The sequence below is a fragment of the Botrimarina mediterranea genome (genome assembly GCF_007753265.1).
Taxonomy (GTDB): domain Bacteria; phylum Planctomycetota; class Planctomycetia; order Pirellulales; family Lacipirellulaceae; genus Botrimarina; species Botrimarina mediterranea.
Genome location: NZ_CP036349.1, coordinates 5411029 through 5426234, shown reverse-complemented (window position 1 = coordinate 5426234; position 15206 = coordinate 5411029). Strand labels below are relative to the sequence as shown.

Below are 15206 nucleotides of genomic sequence, written 5' to 3'. Positions count from 1 at the left end.
TGGACGTTTAACAAAGGACTTACGTCGATGATGCACTGCTGCGATAGCAGTCCGACGACGCTTAAGTCCTTATCTGAACGTGGTAACTGCTAGCCCTTGCATAATCCTGTGACGCTCCCGGCTCGCCACGATCAGGCCCCGAGTAGCAGAAACTGGCATGGCTAAAAGCAAGCGGAAAGCCGGCAGAAGCAGCGAAAAGCCGACCCCCACGCCAGAGCCGCTAGGACGCACGCTGGCGCGTTCGTAGCCCGAGGGGCGATCATTTCACGCAGGCGACGAGATAACGCCCGTAAGGGGCTCCTAGAGCCTCTCAGGAGCATGCTGTGGGGTGGAGGCGGCCGCCCCTGCTTTCGGCGAGCCGGGAGCGTCAGCGACCGGAGGCAAGCGAGTATCAACCGCCCTCCGGTCGCAACTCCGCTTCCTGACGGGCGCGGCTCGAGCCGCGCCCGTCAGGAAGCGGAGTCGATCGTAGAATCGATCCGCCAACGACGGTCCGCCCAGCGGACCCTACACACCCGCCAGGGTGAACACCTCGGGGCCGACGTGCTCGGTCACCACGGCGCCGAACAACGTGTGCAGGTTCACGTCGTAGATCGCGATCGACAGCGTCTGGCCGATCTGGCGCGGGTTGCCGTCGAAGACGACGATGCGGTCGCACATCGTGCGGCCGGTTAGTTGCAGCGGGCCGGTGAGCGGCGCGTTGGCGTCTGCTCTCTCCAGGTTACGGACGGCGGTCTTGCTGGGGCCTTCGACCAGGACCTCGACTCGCTTGCCGAGGAACTTATGGTTGTCTTCTTCGCTGATCTCGTTCTGTAGCGCGAGCAGCTCGTTGTTGCGGCGGCGCTTCACTTCCTCAGGCACGTCGTCCGGCAGGCGGTTGGCGGCCTTCGTCCCGGGGCGTTCGCTGTACTTGAAGATGAAGCTGTTCTTAAACCGGCACTCGCGCACGAGGTCCATCGTCTGCTGGAAATCCTCCTCGGTCTCGCCGCTGAAGCCGACGATAAAGTCGCTGGTGATCGCCACGTCGGGCATCCAGCGCTTGGCGCGGTCGTGCATCTCGCGGTACTCGGCGACCGTGTAGCCGCGCTTCATGCGGCGGAGCTGCTCGTCGCTGCCGTGCTGGGCGGGGACGTGCAGGTACTTCACGCACTTGGGCAGGTCGCGGACCGCTTCGAGCACGTCGTCGGTCATGTCGCGCGGGTACGAGGTGACGAAGCGCAGCCGCTCGATCCCTTCGATTTCGTGTAGCGCGTAGAGCAAGTCGCTGAAGCGCCACGCGCGGCCGTCTTCGGTGTGACGCCAGCTGTTGACGGTCTGGCCCAGCAGGCAGATCTCTTTGCAGCCCTCGCTGGCGAGCTGGCGGGCCTCGGCGAGGATGTGGCTTGGCGGGCGGCTTTGTTCGGGGCCGCGGACGCTCGGCACGATGCAGTAGGTGCAGAACTTGTCGCAGCCGATCTGGATGCGGACGAACGCCTGGAAGGGCGTCGGCCGCATCGTTGGGTCGCGGAGCGGGTCGAACGACTCGTGGCTGCGCTTGATGTCATCGACCTTGCCGTCGGTGCGGCCGAGCGAGACTTCCAATCGTTGTTGGCCCGGCTTCTCACGCGCCTCGCGCACGAGTTGCGGCACTTGGTGCAACTGCCCCGGGCCGACGACGATGTCGACGAACGGCGCGCGGCTGAAGATCAGCTTCTGGTCCTTCTGCGCCATGCAGCCCATCACACCGATCACCTTGTCGGGCATCGACCGCTTGGCTTCTTTCAAACGACCGAGCGCCGAATAGATCTTGTCCTCGGCGTGTTGGCGGACACTGCACGTGTTGAAGAGGACCGTGTCGGCGTCGGCGGCCTGTCCGGTGAGCTCGTAGCCCTCTTTGCGCAGCGCCGCGACGACCAGCTCGCTATCGAGCAGGTTCATCTGGCAGCCGACCGTCTCGATGTAGAGTTTTTTCATAGGTAGCGGTTGGCAGTTAGCGGTTGGTCGTTTGCCAACGGATGCTAATCGCTAATGACTAACAGCTAATAGCTAACGACTAACCGCTCGTTTCTTCTTCTTCGCTTCTTTCTCGCGCTCGATGTGGGCGTCTACCTGGGCCTGGACCTCTTGGACGATCGACTCTTCGCGGCGCCGCATCATGCCGACGAGCACCCGCACCGCGACGAGCGCGGCGATGGCGAACAGCAGACCTTCCCAGAGGTTCATGGGGCTACGTCCCAACGGGCGGCTTGCGAACTAGGGGCGATGTGGCGCAGCGGGATAGTCTAACCCGGGGGGCGGTCGCGCGGCGAGAGCGCCAACAACACCATCGATGGGGCCTCAGCCGTCGGCGGGAGCCCACGGCGGAACCCTGGCGCCCGCTGCGCCGGGGGCTGCCGCCCTCGGCTGAGGCCGAAAGTAAGCGGTGTCTTCAGTGGCTCGCTGCGGTAGGCGCTGCTAGCGCTGCGACCGTGGGCCGGGTCAGTTCGGCGACGCCGCGGTTGAGTTCGGCGTCGAGATTGGCCCGGTCGGGCAGCCGCCAGGGGATGCGGATGACGAAGGTGCTCCCCTTGCCGCTGACGCTGCGGACGGTGACGTCGCCCCCGAGGAGGCGGCACAGCTCGCGGACGATCGACAGGCCGAGGCCCGTGCCGCCCTGTTCGCGGGTCATCGCGTCGCCGCCGGGGGCCGCCGAGGCGCCTTGGCGGAATTTCTCGAAGATGATCGCTTGGTCGGCCTCGCTGATGCCGATGCCCGTGTCCTCGACCTCTAGCACGAGCCACCCGGCGTCATTCTGGCGCGGACCCGCGGCGCTGTGCTGGTCCGCCTCGCGATGAGCGCGGACCATAATGCGGCCCCCTTCGGGCGTAAACTTGATGGCGTTGCTGAGGAGGTTGTTGAGGATCTGCTGGAGCTTTGTCTGGTCTTGCCGTAGCGGCGGGACGCCCGATTCGAGGCTGGTGTCGAGGTCGATGTTCTTGCGCTCGGCTAGCGGCCGGGCCATGTCGCACTGCGCGGTGACGATCGCCCCGAGCGGGAACTCGACCGGCGACGCGTCCATGCGGCCCGACTCGAGCTTCGCCAAATCGAGGATGTCGTTGATCATCTCCAGCAGCATCTTCCCCGAACGCTGGATGTTGCCGACGTAGCGTTGCTGCTTTTGGTCGAGCGCGTTGACGGTGGCCAGCACCTCGCTGAAGCCAAGGATGCTGTTGAGCGGCGTGCGCAACTCGTGGCTCATCGTGGCGAGGAAGTCGCTCTTGAGGCGGTTCATCTCGAACAGCCGCAGGTTCATCTGCGCGAGCTCGTCGACCTTGGCGTCGAGTTCGTGGTTGACCCCTTCGAGCGCGTTTTGCTGGCTGAGCAGCTGGCGGAGCATGCGGTTGAACGCCGAGGCGAGTTCTTCGAATTCGTCACCCGTTTGGATATCGGCGCGCTGGCTGGTGTCGCCCCCGCGGACGGCGTTGACCACTTCCTTGAGGTGCTTCACCGGTTTGGCGATCAACAGCCGGACGATGAACCAGAGGAGGAACATCGAGAGGAAAAAGATCGTGACGGCGACCGCCCACATTTTGCCGTCATACGAGGCGACATCGTTGCGCCCCCCACTTCGCTGGTCCTCGATCACTTCAATCCGCATGACCGCGATCAGGTCGTCTTCGACCAAATCGGGCCGAGCCGGCTTCCCCCAGACTTTGTGGCAGTTAATGCAGGAATCGCCCTTCGCATAGAGAGGTTGGTAGAAGCGCCACACTTCGCGGTTGTTATCGTAGCGAGAGGTCACCTCCGCCTCGGGCGAGCCTGGTTTAGCCTTCTCGTAGCGCTGCAAGAGTTCCCACTCGTGCGGGTGCTCCGGCCGACCGTATTGGTTCTGGTTCTTTGCCGGGTCTTGCGGTTTGATGGCGTAGGCTTGGTACGGTATTTCCTCGTCCGGCGCCGGATTGAACTCGACGAGGTCGGCAATGATCTTCCGCCAAGTCTCCGCCTCCTCGGGAATCATCGCCGCTTCGTCGGTTGCGGAGGGCTGATTCAACTCCTCGAAGTGGCGTTCGAGATATGCCGTATGCACCAGTTGGGGGCCGAGGATCTTGTCGCTCTGACGCAAGAAGTCGCGGAGCTCTTGTCCCGAGTAATAGAAACTCAGAACCAACAGCACCCCCAGCGAGATGCCGAACCACCAGCGGCACTTCCGCTCGAGGCTCGTCTCACCGACGAAGACACGTTTGAGGCCACGGGGGGACATGTGGGGATTGTAGCAGGCAGACGGCAGTGGGCAGACGGCAGAAAGAGGGAGGGACGAGAGGTTAGGGACGGGGGACGAGGGAGTTCATTTCCGAGCCGCGACCGTGAGGGAGTCGTCCCGACGATAGCAAGGTCGCTTGGACGACTCCCTCACGGTCGCGGCTCGGAGACAAACCCCTCGTCCCTAGCCCCCGGTCCCTCGTCCCTCCCTAAAGCATATCCACCGGGTCGATATCGACGATCGAACGCACCCCTTCAGGCGGTTTGATCGGCTGCCAGCCGGCCTTCAGGGCGGCGCGGAGGGGGTCGCCATTGGGGGCGTGCAGCTGCAGGTGGCGGCGGAACTCGCCCCGCAGGCGGGTGATCGGCGCCGGCGCCGGACCGGCGATACGCATCTTCACACCGGTTTCGACGGCGGCCTGTTTGACGGCGTCGGCCACTTGGTCGAGGTACGCCGTCACCAGCGGCTCGCTGGCGCCGCGGGCGATGATGCGGGCCATCGAACCATAGGGCGGGTAACCGAGCGCCTGGCGGTTCGGCAGTTCTTCGCGGGCGAACCTTTCGAAGTCGTGCCGCACGGCGGCCTGGATCGCGGGGTGGTCGGGGTCGAAGGTCTGCACGATGACGCGCCCGCCACGCTCGCCGCGGCCCGTGCGGCCGGCGACTTGGGTGACGAGTTGGAATGTCCGCTCCGCCGCGCGGAAGTCGGGCAGGTTCAACGCCGAGTCCGCCGACACGACGCCCACGAGCGTGACGTTCGGGAAGTCGAGCCCCTTGGCGATCATCTGCGTGCCGAGCAGGATCCGTGTCTCGCCGCGACGGAAGGCGTCGAGCGCCACCTCGTGACTCCCTGGGCGGCGCATCGTGTCGGCGTCCATCCGCGCAATCGAAACGCCGCGGAAGCGCGCACTGACCTCGGCTTCGAGTTTCTGCGTCCCCAGACCGCCGTAACGGATGCGCGGGCTGCGGCAATCGGGGCAGACCACTGGCGGCGCCGCGCGGTGGTCGCACCAATGGCAGAGCACGACGTTGTCCTGCCGGTGGAACGTCATCGCCACATCGCAATGGTCGCAGACAAGTTTGTAGCCGCAGGCCGGGCATTGCACGTGCGTCGAGTAGCCGCGGCGGTTGAGCAACAGGATGATCTGCCCGTCATCGTCGAGCGCTTGCTTCATCGCTTGGCAGAGCGGCCGGCTCAAGGCGCCGCGCATTTCGCCATCGACGCGCAGGTCCACGACCCGCACCGCGGGCATCGGCAGGTCGCCGATCCGTCGCGGCATGCTCGCCAAGCGGAATCGCTCCGGCGCCCCCGGCTGCGCGTAACGCCACGCTTCGAGCGACGGCGTCGCGCTCGCCAGCACCAGCGGCACGTTCTCGGCGCGCGTCCGTTGCAAAGCAACGTCGCGGGCGTGGTAGCGCGGCGCCGTGTCTTGCTTGAACGAGGTCTCGTGCTCTTCGTCGATGACCACCAAGCCCAAGTGCGGCGTCGGTGCGAAGACGGCGCTCCTTGCGCCGACGACGACCTCGACCTCGCCCGCCGCGATCCGCCGCCACTGGCGGTGGCGCTCGACATCGGACTGGTGGCTGTGCAAGACGGCGATGCGGTCGAATCGTTCGCGGAACCGCCCGACGGTCTGCGGCGTGAGGCTGATCTCCGGCACCAGCACGATTGCCTGCCGACCGAAAGCGACGACGCGCTCGATCGCTTGCAGGTAGACCTCGGTCTTGCCGCTGCCGGTGACGCCGTGGACGAGGATCGTCTCGTGCTCGCCGGAGTCGATCGCGCCAAGGATCGTGTCGAGCGTGCGCACTTGATCGGCGTTGAGCTTCTTTGGTTGCAAACGCTCAACGACCATGTCCTCGGCAAGCAGCCCGTCGGTGGCGAGGCGTTCGACGCGTGACTCGATGAGCCCCGCCTTGCGTAGTGCGTTGATCGGCGCCGAGGTGCAATCGGCGCGCATCGCCAGTTGCTTGAGCGAGAGGGGCTTCGAGCTGGCGGCGAGGGCCTTGAGGACTTCGGCTTGCTTCGGCGGTAGCTGGAGCTTCGTCAACCGCGCGGCGACGTGCGTCGGCACGCTCAGCAGCATCACGTCGCGCGTCCCTGCCTTGCCGCGGACTCCGGACGGCACCACGCCTTCGAGCACCTGTCCCCAGGGCGTCAGGTAATGGTCCGCCATCCAGCGCGTGAGCCGCATCATCGGCGGCGACACAAGGCTTTCGGTGTCGATCACCCCTTTCAGGGCCTTGAGCGGTCGCGACGGCGACGCGGGCTTCAGTACCACCGCGACGCAGTAGCCGATCACCGGCCGGTTGCCCCGCCCTAGCGGCGCCCGCACCCGCCGGCCGGGCTCGACGAAGGTCTCGGGCTTCCGCTCGTCCGCCATCGCATCGGGGATGGCGTAGTCGAACTCTCCGACGGGCCCCCCCGGCAAAACCACCGTCGCCGCGAGGACCATGGCCCCAGCATCCAGCTCCCACGCAGGCGGCTCGGCGTCGAAGAGGGAGCGTTGGGACACAGGGGAGAGGCTAGAGGCTAGAGGCTAGAGGCTAGAAGATAGGAAGCCCGCATTCTCTAGCCTCTAGCCTCTAGCCTCTAGCCTCTAGCCTCTCCTATGCGAATCGGCCTCTTCGGCGGCAGCTTCGACCCCGTGCACAACGGGCACCTGACGCTGGCGGCCTCGTGCGCGGAGCAGGGGGGGCTCGACGCGGTATGGTTCGTGCCGGCCGCTTTGCAGCCCTTCAAGCTCCACGGGCCCGTCGCCAGCGACGCCGACCGCGTCGCGATGCTGCGGCTAGCGATTCTCGACATGCCGGACCGCGAAGTCTCGACGCTCGAAATCGATCGCGGCGGCGTCAGCTACACGGTCGACACCCTGCGGCAGCTTTCTGCCGAGCTTCCCGAAGCCGAGATCTTCTTCCTGATGGGCGCCGACACGCTCCGCGACCTGCCCGGCTGGCGCGAACCGGACGAGGTCCTGCGGATGGCGACGCCGATGGTCGTCCAGCGCCCCGGCGAAGCCGAGGTGGCGACCGACGTTCCTCACCTGCGCATCGAGATGCCGCCAAGGGACATCAGCAGCAGCGATATCCGCCGTCGACTAACCTTAGGAGAATCGATCGCGGGCCTCGTGCCCCCCGCGGTCGCCGCATACATCGACGAGCACAAACTCTACCGCTAAAAGCTTCATTGGTTGTGGGAGGGGTCTCCAGACCCCGATGACGCGCACCAAGCCGTTTCGGAATGGATACCGTAATCGGCGTCTGGAGACGCCTCCCACAAGCAGAGCAAGCAGCCGCTACCATTTCCTACGTGACCGACACCACCACCACCTCCGGCGGCTCACGACGCTTGGCGATCAACGCCGAGTGGTTCGGCCGTTTGCGTTCGGTGGCGGCGATCGGGCAGCTGGTGACGATCGCCTTCGTCGCCGGCCCGCTGGGCGTTGATGCGCCCGTGCTGCCGCTGGTGCTACTGGTGGGCGTGACGCTGGTTAGCTCGGCCCTCTTCTGGTGGTGGCAGGCGTCGCACGTGACGCCGCCCTCTCGCACCGAGTGGCACACCGTGCTCGGCGGGTTGATGCTGCTCGACCTAGCGGTGCTGACGGCGATGCTCGCGCTCACCGGCGGGCCGACCAACCCGTTCATGTTCTTCTACTTCGTCAACCTCGCGCTGTCGGGCGTCGTGCTGACGGCGGGGTGGGCGTGGGCGCTGTCGGTGCTGGCGATCCTGGCGTTCGCGGTGTTGTCGATCACGCACCACCCGATCGATGTGCTCCGCGACCCGTGGCGGCTAGAGAGCCTCGAGACGCTCCGCGCGCAGGGCGTCGCCGACACGCCGATCGCGATCATCGGCGCTTGGCTGGCGTTCGCCACGTCGTCGGTGGTGATCGTCTATTTCACGACGCGATTGACCTCGGAGCTGCGGGCCAGCGACCGCGCCCGCCGGCGTGTCGAGAAAGAGATGGCCCGCGCCGAGAAGCTCGAGGCGCTGGGCACGCTCGCCGCCGGCGCCGCGCACGAGTTGGCGTCGCCGCTCTCGACGATCGCCGTCGCCGTCAGCGAGGCGCACCGCGAGCTCGTGCAGCAGGGCGTCGAGGGCCCGGTGGTCGAAGACCTCGAGTTGGTGCGTCGCGAAGTGACGCGGTGCCGTTCGATCCTCGACCGGATGGCGACCCGCTCCGGCCAGCCCGCTGCGGGGTTGCCCGAGCGGCTGACGGCCGAAGAGCTGATCGGCGACGTGCTCGACGAACTCGCCGCAGCGGGCCGGGTCGATGTCGAGTGGAAGAACGCCGCCGCCGACGCCGAGTTGTACGTCCCCGCCGTGGCGCTGGCGCAGGCGATCCGAGCGGTGGTCAAGAACGGGCTCGACGCCACCGATACCGTGGACCCTACGGGCCGGGTCACCGTCCGCGGCGATCACTTGGCGAACAAGCTGCGTCTGGAAATCGCCGACCGCGGCCCCGGCATGCCCGCGGCGGTAATCGCCCGCGCCGGCGAACCGTTCTTTACAACCAAAGCCGCCGGCAGCGGCATGGGCCTGGGCCTGTTTCTCGCTCGCAGCGTTATCGAAAGACTCGGCGGCTCGTTGCGATTAGAATCACCAAAGGCGGGCGGCGCGTTGGTGACGATCGTTTTGCCCTTGGCCGATGCCTAGGAAGTCAGAGTTTAGGAAAGGAGATGGGGGGATATTGGTGATAGGGGGGATGCTGTCGCAAATGCGAGTACCCTCTTATAGCTTCTAGTCAACTACTTCTAGTCAACTAGGCCGATTACATTGTGCGATAGATCGATTGCACGAGGCGTCTCCAACGCCGATCACACACCATTACTTCTCTTTCTTTCATCCCCCCTATCACCAACATCCCCCTTATCTCCTTAAGCAGCTAAGGCTGGAATTAAAAGATGAACGATCCCCTCCCGCTGAACGGCAAATCGCTACTGCTCGTCGATGACGACGAGCTGCTGCGGGAGCGGATGGGCCGCGCGTTGGCTTCGCGGGGGCTGGTGGTGCGTGTCGCGGCGAGCGGTGAGGAGGCGTTACGACTCGCGCGCGAGCAGCCGCCAGAGCTGGCGGTGCTCGACCTCAAAATGGCCGGCATCAGCGGATTGGAGACTCTGCGTGAGTTGAAGACGATCGCGCCCGACGTGCGGGCCGTAATCCTCACCGGCTACGGATCGATCGCCAACGCCGTCGAAGCGCTGCACCAGGGCGCGGAGAACTACGTCACGAAACCAGCCGACGCCGACCAGGTGCTCGAAGCATTCCACCGCAGCGGTGTGATCAGCGACGACGAGGCGCCCCCGGCCAAGGAGGCCGCCATCCACACGCCGAGCCTCGCCGAAGCGGAGTGGAACCACATCCAGCAAGTTCTCGCCGACTGCGGCGGCAACATCACCCGCACCGCCGAACGCCTCGGCATCCCGCGCCGCACTCTGCAGCGCAAGCTCAAGAAGCTCGCGCCGTAAACAAATCCGCGGCTAGCGCCGACGGCTCAAACCTCTTCGCTACATCACGCTTCAATCAAAGAGCCACAACCCAAACGCGTCCGGCGAATCCGCCGCGGCGCCGCCCGCGGGCCATGTGGTCGCTGGTTCGCCGGGGCGTTCTCGTCGTAGCGAGACGGCCCACGCCGCTCGCTCGACGTGCTTGGGGTCGGTCAGCTCCGCCAGCGGGATTGCCGCTTCGGCCCGCCAAGATTTGTCGTCGGCTTCGGCGGCGACCCACCACGTGGGCTTCCAGTGCGTGTCGCCCCAGATCGCATCGCTCGTCCACCCGCGCGCGTCGATAGCGAGCTCAAACGCCGTGGCATAGTCGCGATCGACATCGATGCGGAGGGTGACGCGGTCGCTGCGCGACAGGTCGGCGTCGCGCGGGCGGGCTTCATGAGGGTCGATCGACGCCGCCTGCGATGAGGAGGCCTCGATCGCGACGAACAAGAACTCCTCGTCGTGAACGATGCGAACCGTCGCCGATGGCTTCGCGGCGCTCGTCGCGGCGAGCGAGATCGGCTGCGTCCGCGTCCACATCGGGTCGTCGAGGCGGCCGTCGAGCAACGGGCGCCGTGGCGTGTAGCGGCAGTTGGCGAGCGGCTTGTCGGGCGGCAGCCCCTCGGGCTTCGCGAGCCATCGCTCGGTCATGGCCGCGCGGCGCCAGTCGTCGGCGATCGATTGCTTGGAGAGCACCAGCGCGATGCGGTCGGCGTCGGCGCCGAAGCCCCGGGCACGTTGCGTCGCCGCCTCGGCGAAGCGGATCGAGGGCTTGGCGTGCAGCGCCGGCCGCGCTTGGCCCAGGAACTCCGCAAGCGCTGCGGCGCGCTGTTGGCGTTCTTCGGTCGATAGCGCGCCGGGTTTCGTCGGCGCCGCCAGTGCGACGGCGCCACGGGGTTCGCTTGGCACGTTGGCGAGTGTCTCCGGTCGGGCGTCCTTCGCTTCGACGACGCGGGCGTCGGCGTGCGCGCGTTCGCTGCTGGCGTAGTACTGCAAGAGCCAGAGGAGCGACGCGTCGGCGAGCGGCGCCTCGGGGTAACGCCGGGCGAGCAGGTAGAGCGTGTCGGCGGCGAGTTCGAGCCGGCCCGCTTGACGATACCCCTCGGCCAGTTGCCGCAACAGTTCGGCGCCCGCTTCGGCGTCGAGCCCGCCGGTGAGGTTCACGACCTGTCCCGCCCAAGCGGCGTCGCCGCTCGACTGGTCGAGCAGATGCTTGAGGTTGCGTTCCTTTGAAGCCAGGCGGCGCAGCTGATCGAGCTGGCTGGCGGGCGCCATCGCGACGTGTCGTCGGGCGTCGCTGCCGCGCGCGTGAGCGATGCCCGCCATGAGATCGGGCCGTTGGGTCGATAGCGCCGGATCGCCGGCGAGGGTCCGCCAGCGGTACGCCGCGGGCGCGGTCGTGTACTCGCTCTCCAGCAACCCCCGGGCCCCACGGCGCCACTGCGCGGGCGTCGCGCCCAAGAGCGAGGAGAAGTCGCCCGTGCCTTGGCGCGTCTCGCCCGGCGCGAGCGGCGAACCGTCGTCGACGGCGACGCCAACGACACGCTCGACGCGCCACGACGCGATGCCGGTCTCGATCGGCGGCGTCTCGGCGGCGAGCGTCATCGCTTCAGCGGCGGCGTCGGCCAGCAACGCGGCGGCGCCCGTCGTCGTGCGATTCGGATCGGCGGTGACGACGACCTCGGGTCGATAGGTCACCAGCAGCTTACGCAGCTCGGAGACGAGCAACTCGCGCGCGCGGTTGTCGGTCAGACGGTTGAGCCGATCGAGCAAGGCCGCTTGCGGCAGCGAGGCGTCGGCCGGATCGAGCGGCGTGGACCAGCCGAGCCGCGTCGCGTCGGCGCCGAGCAACGTGGCGGCGTCGCCCAGTCGGTTGGCGATCGGCGTCGCCACGGTGGCGGACTCGGCCAGCAGCGGCGCCGCAACGACGGTGCGGAAGCCTTCGCCCGCGGCGTAGGTGGCGAGGATCTCGGCGGGGAGCTCTTGAGGGGTCGCGACGACAACGGCCGCGGCGGCGCGCCGCGACGCGCCTCGCTGTGCACGCCAAGACATGCCACCGTCGCGCGTCGTCAGGATCACGCCCAACTCGCCAACGGCCCAGCCGTTCTGGTCATCAATGAACGTGATCGCGGTGAGCGGCGTCGTGACGCCGGTGCGCGTCAGCCGCCACGTGGCGCCGGCGTCGGTCGAGTGCAAGACGATCGATCCCGGTGAGCCAGCGATCCAAACTCGCTCGCCACGCGCGGCGACCGTGCGCCAGTCGAACCAGTCGGCGAGTGACGGCGGCAGTTCGCTCGGCGGCGGGCCCCACGCCTGACCGCCGTCGTCGGTGATACGCACCAGGGCGCCGTCGCCGACGAGCCAGCCCCGCGACTCGTTCACCAGCGCGACGCCATAACCGCCGCGGCGATCACCGGCGGCGAGCGACAGCGTCACGTCGCGACCCGAGAGCCGTGCCGACGAGCCGCGCAACCCGGCGACGACCCCGGCCGGTTCGCCGACGCGGTCTTGGACAAACGCCGCGGCGAGCCACTGGCGTTCGGCGGCGCCGGGGACGGGCCGCCAGTGCCGACCGCCGTCGTCGGTCGTGTAAAGCCCTGAGGGGCTATTCGCCGTGCCGTCGCCCGCGGCGACGCCGTGCTCGTGATCGAAGAACCGCACCGCGCGGAGCCGCGGCACGATGTCAGCGGCGATCGACTCCCAGCTACGCCCGCCGTCGGTGGTCGCCAGCACGACGCCACGCGACTCGTGCGTGTAAGGCCGCGCCGAGCCACCAACGGCCCAGCCACGCTCGCTATCGACGAACGTCACCGCGTCGAGGCGCTGGTCGGTCGGCGTCGGCACGCGGCGCCAACGCTGCCCGCCATCGCTGGTGACAAGCGCGACGCCATGATCGCCGACGGCGCACCCGTGTTGCGAATCGACGAACGCGACGCCGCGCAGCGACGCCTCGTCCGCCATAACGTCGTCCAACGTCGGCTGCCCCTCCTGCGCGTCGGCAGGAGCGGCAATGAGCGCAAATATTAGCAACAGGCGACGCATCCGTGCGGCCCCAAGGTTGGAGAGGAGGGGATAAGTCTATCCGCCACAGGGGTTTGGCCCCACAGGAGTTCTGAAGCCCAAGAGGGTAATGACCAATGGCGTGCTCCCGCACGGGGATCTCCTGATAATTGATTTCGGACCACGGATCCCTCACTTCATTGGTCATTGGTCATTGGTCATTCGCTTCCTTCTGTGCTGATTTTGCTGCCAATGCTGGCGCCGCCTGTTATCTCGGCGTGAGCTAGGTTTGCGGTACTCCACTCCGCCTACCGCCCACGCTGCGCCCACCGATGCCCCCAGTCGAAGTCACGACGCTCGACGCGCTCGCCGACCGCGCGGGGAGGCTCTATTCGCCGCCGGCGGTGGCGCTGGAGGTGCTTCGGCTGACGGACGACCCGAAGATCGACGGGCGGGCCCTCTGCAAATGCCTTGAAGGGGACCCGGCGTTGGCCGGTAAGCTGCTACGGGTGGTCAACAGCTCGCTGTACGGCCTCCCCCGCCAGGTGGCGAGCCTGACCGAAGCGATCGCGCTGTTGGGCGTTCAGCCGCTCAAGCTGCTGGTGCTCGGCTTCTCGATCCCCGACGACCTCGTCGCCGCCGCGACCGGCGAGGCGATGCAGCTCTACTGGACCGAGACGCTGACCGCGGCGGCCGCCGCTCGGCAATTCGCGGTCGAGGGCTGGGGCCGACTGGGTGACGAGGCGTTCGCCGTCGGGCTGATGCAGGGCGTCGGCCAGTTGGTGCTCTTCGAGCAGTTCGGCGAGGCCTACGCCACGCTCGTCAGCGGCGCCGCGCGTCGCGAGTCGAAGCACACCCTCGAAGGGCTCGAACGTGACGCGTTGGGCTTCGAACACCGCGAACTGTCGGCCGAGTTGGTGCGCCGCTGGCGATTGCCAGAGTCCTTCGCGACGGCGATCGGGCGTCAGGTCGATGGATTGCCGCTCGAGGATTTGCAGGGCGAAGACGCTTGCCTCGCGCAAGCGCTGCGGCTCGGCAACCTGCTGACTCGACTCCTGCTGTACCGCGACCTCGAGTCGCTGCCGAAGCTGATCAACGCGGCCGAGCGCTACGCCAACCTCAATCGCCGCCAGATCAACAAGATTGTCGGCTCGCTGTGCGAAGAGACGCGACAGCTCGCCGAGGCGCTCTCCGCGCCACTCATCGAGGGGCTCGACTACCAGCAGACGCTCGTCGAAGCCCACGCAAGACTTTCGCTGCTCTCCGAGCAGAGCGCCGTGCGGATGATGGGCATGTCGCGTTCCACCGAAGAGATGGATGAGGACGAACGCCTCTGCCGTGATCTGCTACTCGAAACGCGGCGGCTCTCGGCGGCGGTGCGGGTGATGGTCGCCGGCGGGCTGGAGCCACGCAATGACCCGTCGCACGAAGAAGCGAAGCCGGCACGCGCTCGACGCGGCGTCCCCGCGCCGGTCGAAATCTGCTCGCGCGACTGGCTGCTGGAGAAAACCGACGTGGCGATCGGCGACAGCCGAGAGACACGGTCGGGCCTGGTGCTGTCAGTCGTCGAGGCGTCGTGCGGAGACGCGAAGGCCGACGCCGACGTGATCGCGCTGCGGCAGTGGATCGACGAGTCGCCGTGGGCGAGCGACTTCGTGCGGGCCGTCTGGGCCCCGACGGCGCGCAACCGCGCGGTGGTGTGGATGACCGGGATCGACCGCATCGAGGTCAATCGCGTCTGGACGGCCGTGGGCATCGCGCTGCAGAAGGCGACGCCGATGACGCTCGACGTCGGCGTCGCGGGCGTCGCGCACCCGACGAAGGGCTTTCAGAGCGAAGGCCTACTCACCGCGGCCGAGCGCTGCCTAGCGGGCGCCATCGCGCAAGCGGGGCCATCGGTGAAGAGCATCGAGGTGTTTTGAAAGGGGAATGCGGAAAGGGGAATGCCGCGCAAGCGGGTGGAGGCTTTCCACTTTCCCCTTTCCGCATTCCCCTTTTGTGCTCCCTACCGCTTCCAGCCGCCGTAGTAGTGGCCGGTGTCGCCGTAGCGGGCGCCGCCGGCCGTGCTCGAGCTGGGCGCGGCGTAGCTGGTTTGCTGGACCTGGCGTTGCAGCTGTTGCATCTGCATCTGCTGCTGGCGGACGGCGTCGGCTTGGTCCTGCATCGGGCGCACGAACGTGTAGTAGTTCGGCGCGGAACGTTGGTCGTCGCCGCGGAACAGATTCAGGTAGGGGCTGATCGTCGGCCCGCTATTGGTCATGTTGAACGGCTTCGCCGAGTTCCCGATGGGGCGCGTCCGTTGGGCGCCGCCGCCGTTCGTGGCGGCGACTCGATAGCCGGCCGGCGCCGAGGGGTAAAGCACGCCCGTCTGACCAAGCGCGCCCATCGCCGTTTGCGGCCGGTAGGCGCTGGTCTGCTGAGCCTCGGCGAACGAGGCGGCGGTGAGCGTAACGGCGACGGCGACGATCGAGCGGAGCATCGGGGCGACCTCGTGGTCCAGA

Annotated in this window: 10 protein-coding genes; 4 read left to right on the top strand and 6 right to left on the bottom strand. The window is 67.2% G+C overall.

The window, feature by feature from the left end; genetic code table 11:
- Window positions 1-507: 507 nt before the first annotated feature.
- The 4 genes from miaB to priA form a co-directional block, all read right to left on the bottom strand.
- A complete protein-coding gene (miaB, locus tag Spa11_RS20835; protein WP_145116425.1) occupies window positions 508-1953 on the bottom strand; it encodes a tRNA (N6-isopentenyl adenosine(37)-C2)-methylthiotransferase MiaB in 1446 nt (481 codons plus the stop codon).
- A gap of 72 nt (window positions 1954-2025) precedes the next feature.
- Window positions 2026-2202 carry a hypothetical protein gene (locus Spa11_RS23125; RefSeq protein WP_197529560.1) on the bottom strand — a complete coding sequence of 59 codons (177 nt, stop codon included), beginning with the start codon at window positions 2200-2202 and terminating at the stop codon, window positions 2026-2028.
- Window positions 2203-2407: 205 nt separating this feature from the next.
- Window positions 2408-4219 (bottom strand): sensor histidine kinase, encoded by a 1812-nt coding sequence (locus tag Spa11_RS20830; RefSeq protein ID WP_145116423.1) that lies wholly within the window; start codon window positions 4217-4219, stop codon window positions 2408-2410.
- A gap of 208 nt (window positions 4220-4427) precedes the next feature.
- Window positions 4428-6734, bottom strand: a complete 2307-nt coding sequence (gene priA, locus Spa11_RS20825) for a replication restart helicase PriA (protein WP_145116420.1) — start codon at window positions 6732-6734, stop codon at window positions 4428-4430.
- Window positions 6735-6830: 96 nt separating this feature from the next.
- Here priA and nadD point away from each other — a divergent pair, with 96 nt between their 5' ends.
- The 3 genes from nadD to Spa11_RS20810 all read left to right on the top strand — a co-directional run bounded on the left by nadD (window position 6831) and on the right by Spa11_RS20810 (window position 9684).
- Window positions 6831-7397, top strand: coding sequence for a nicotinate-nucleotide adenylyltransferase (nadD, locus tag Spa11_RS20820; RefSeq protein ID WP_145116418.1), 567 nt, complete (start codon window positions 6831-6833; stop codon window positions 7395-7397).
- A gap of 62 nt (window positions 7398-7459) precedes the next feature.
- Window positions 7460-8872, top strand: a complete 1413-nt coding sequence (locus Spa11_RS20815; RefSeq protein WP_145116415.1) for an ATP-binding protein — start codon at window positions 7460-7462, stop codon at window positions 8870-8872.
- A gap of 248 nt (window positions 8873-9120) precedes the next feature.
- Window positions 9121-9684: a response regulator transcription factor gene (locus Spa11_RS20810; protein WP_145116413.1), complete on the top strand. Its 564-nt coding sequence runs from the start codon at window positions 9121-9123 to the stop codon at window positions 9682-9684.
- 51 nt (window positions 9685-9735) lie between these two features.
- Here Spa11_RS20810 and Spa11_RS20805 read toward each other — a convergent pair whose 3' ends face one another.
- Window positions 9736-12747 (bottom strand): YCF48-related protein, encoded by a 3012-nt coding sequence (locus Spa11_RS20805; protein ID WP_145116410.1) that lies wholly within the window; start codon window positions 12745-12747, stop codon window positions 9736-9738.
- Between the two features lie 290 nt (window positions 12748-13037).
- Between Spa11_RS20805 and Spa11_RS20800 the strand changes: the two genes are divergently transcribed.
- Entirely contained in the window at window positions 13038-14627 is a 1590-nt protein-coding gene (locus Spa11_RS20800; protein ID WP_145116408.1) for an HDOD domain-containing protein, read from the top strand.
- An 83-nt stretch (window positions 14628-14710) separates the two neighbouring features.
- Here the strand turns inward: Spa11_RS20800 and Spa11_RS20795 are convergent, their stop codons facing one another.
- Complete coding sequence (locus tag Spa11_RS20795; RefSeq protein WP_145116405.1) at window positions 14711-15184, bottom strand: hypothetical protein; 474 nt, start codon at window positions 15182-15184, stop codon at window positions 14711-14713.
- Between the last annotated feature and the right edge of the window lie 22 nt (window positions 15185-15206).

Coding starts and splice junctions, on each gene's coding strand:
- Spa11_RS23125 (WP_197529560.1), bottom strand. CDS start 2,202: ATGAACCTCTGGGAAGGTCTGCTGTTCGCCATCGCCGCGCTCGTCGCG.
- Spa11_RS20800 (WP_145116408.1), top strand. CDS start 13,038: ATGCCCCCAGTCGAAGTCACGACGCTCGACGCGCTCGCCGACCGCGCG.
- Spa11_RS20805 (WP_145116410.1), bottom strand. CDS start 12,747: ATGCGTCGCCTGTTGCTAATATTTGCGCTCATTGCCGCTCCTGCCGAC.
- nadD (WP_145116418.1), top strand. CDS start 6,831: ATGCGAATCGGCCTCTTCGGCGGCAGCTTCGACCCCGTGCACAACGGG.
- Spa11_RS20795 (WP_145116405.1), bottom strand. CDS start 15,184: ATGCTCCGCTCGATCGTCGCCGTCGCCGTTACGCTCACCGCCGCCTCG.
- Spa11_RS20815 (WP_145116415.1), top strand. CDS start 7,460: ATGGATACCGTAATCGGCGTCTGGAGACGCCTCCCACAAGCAGAGCAA.
- miaB (WP_145116425.1), bottom strand. CDS start 1,953: ATGAAAAAACTCTACATCGAGACGGTCGGCTGCCAGATGAACCTGCTC.
- Spa11_RS20830 (WP_145116423.1), bottom strand. CDS start 4,219: ATGTCCCCCCGTGGCCTCAAACGTGTCTTCGTCGGTGAGACGAGCCTC.
- Spa11_RS20810 (WP_145116413.1), top strand. CDS start 9,121: ATGAACGATCCCCTCCCGCTGAACGGCAAATCGCTACTGCTCGTCGAT.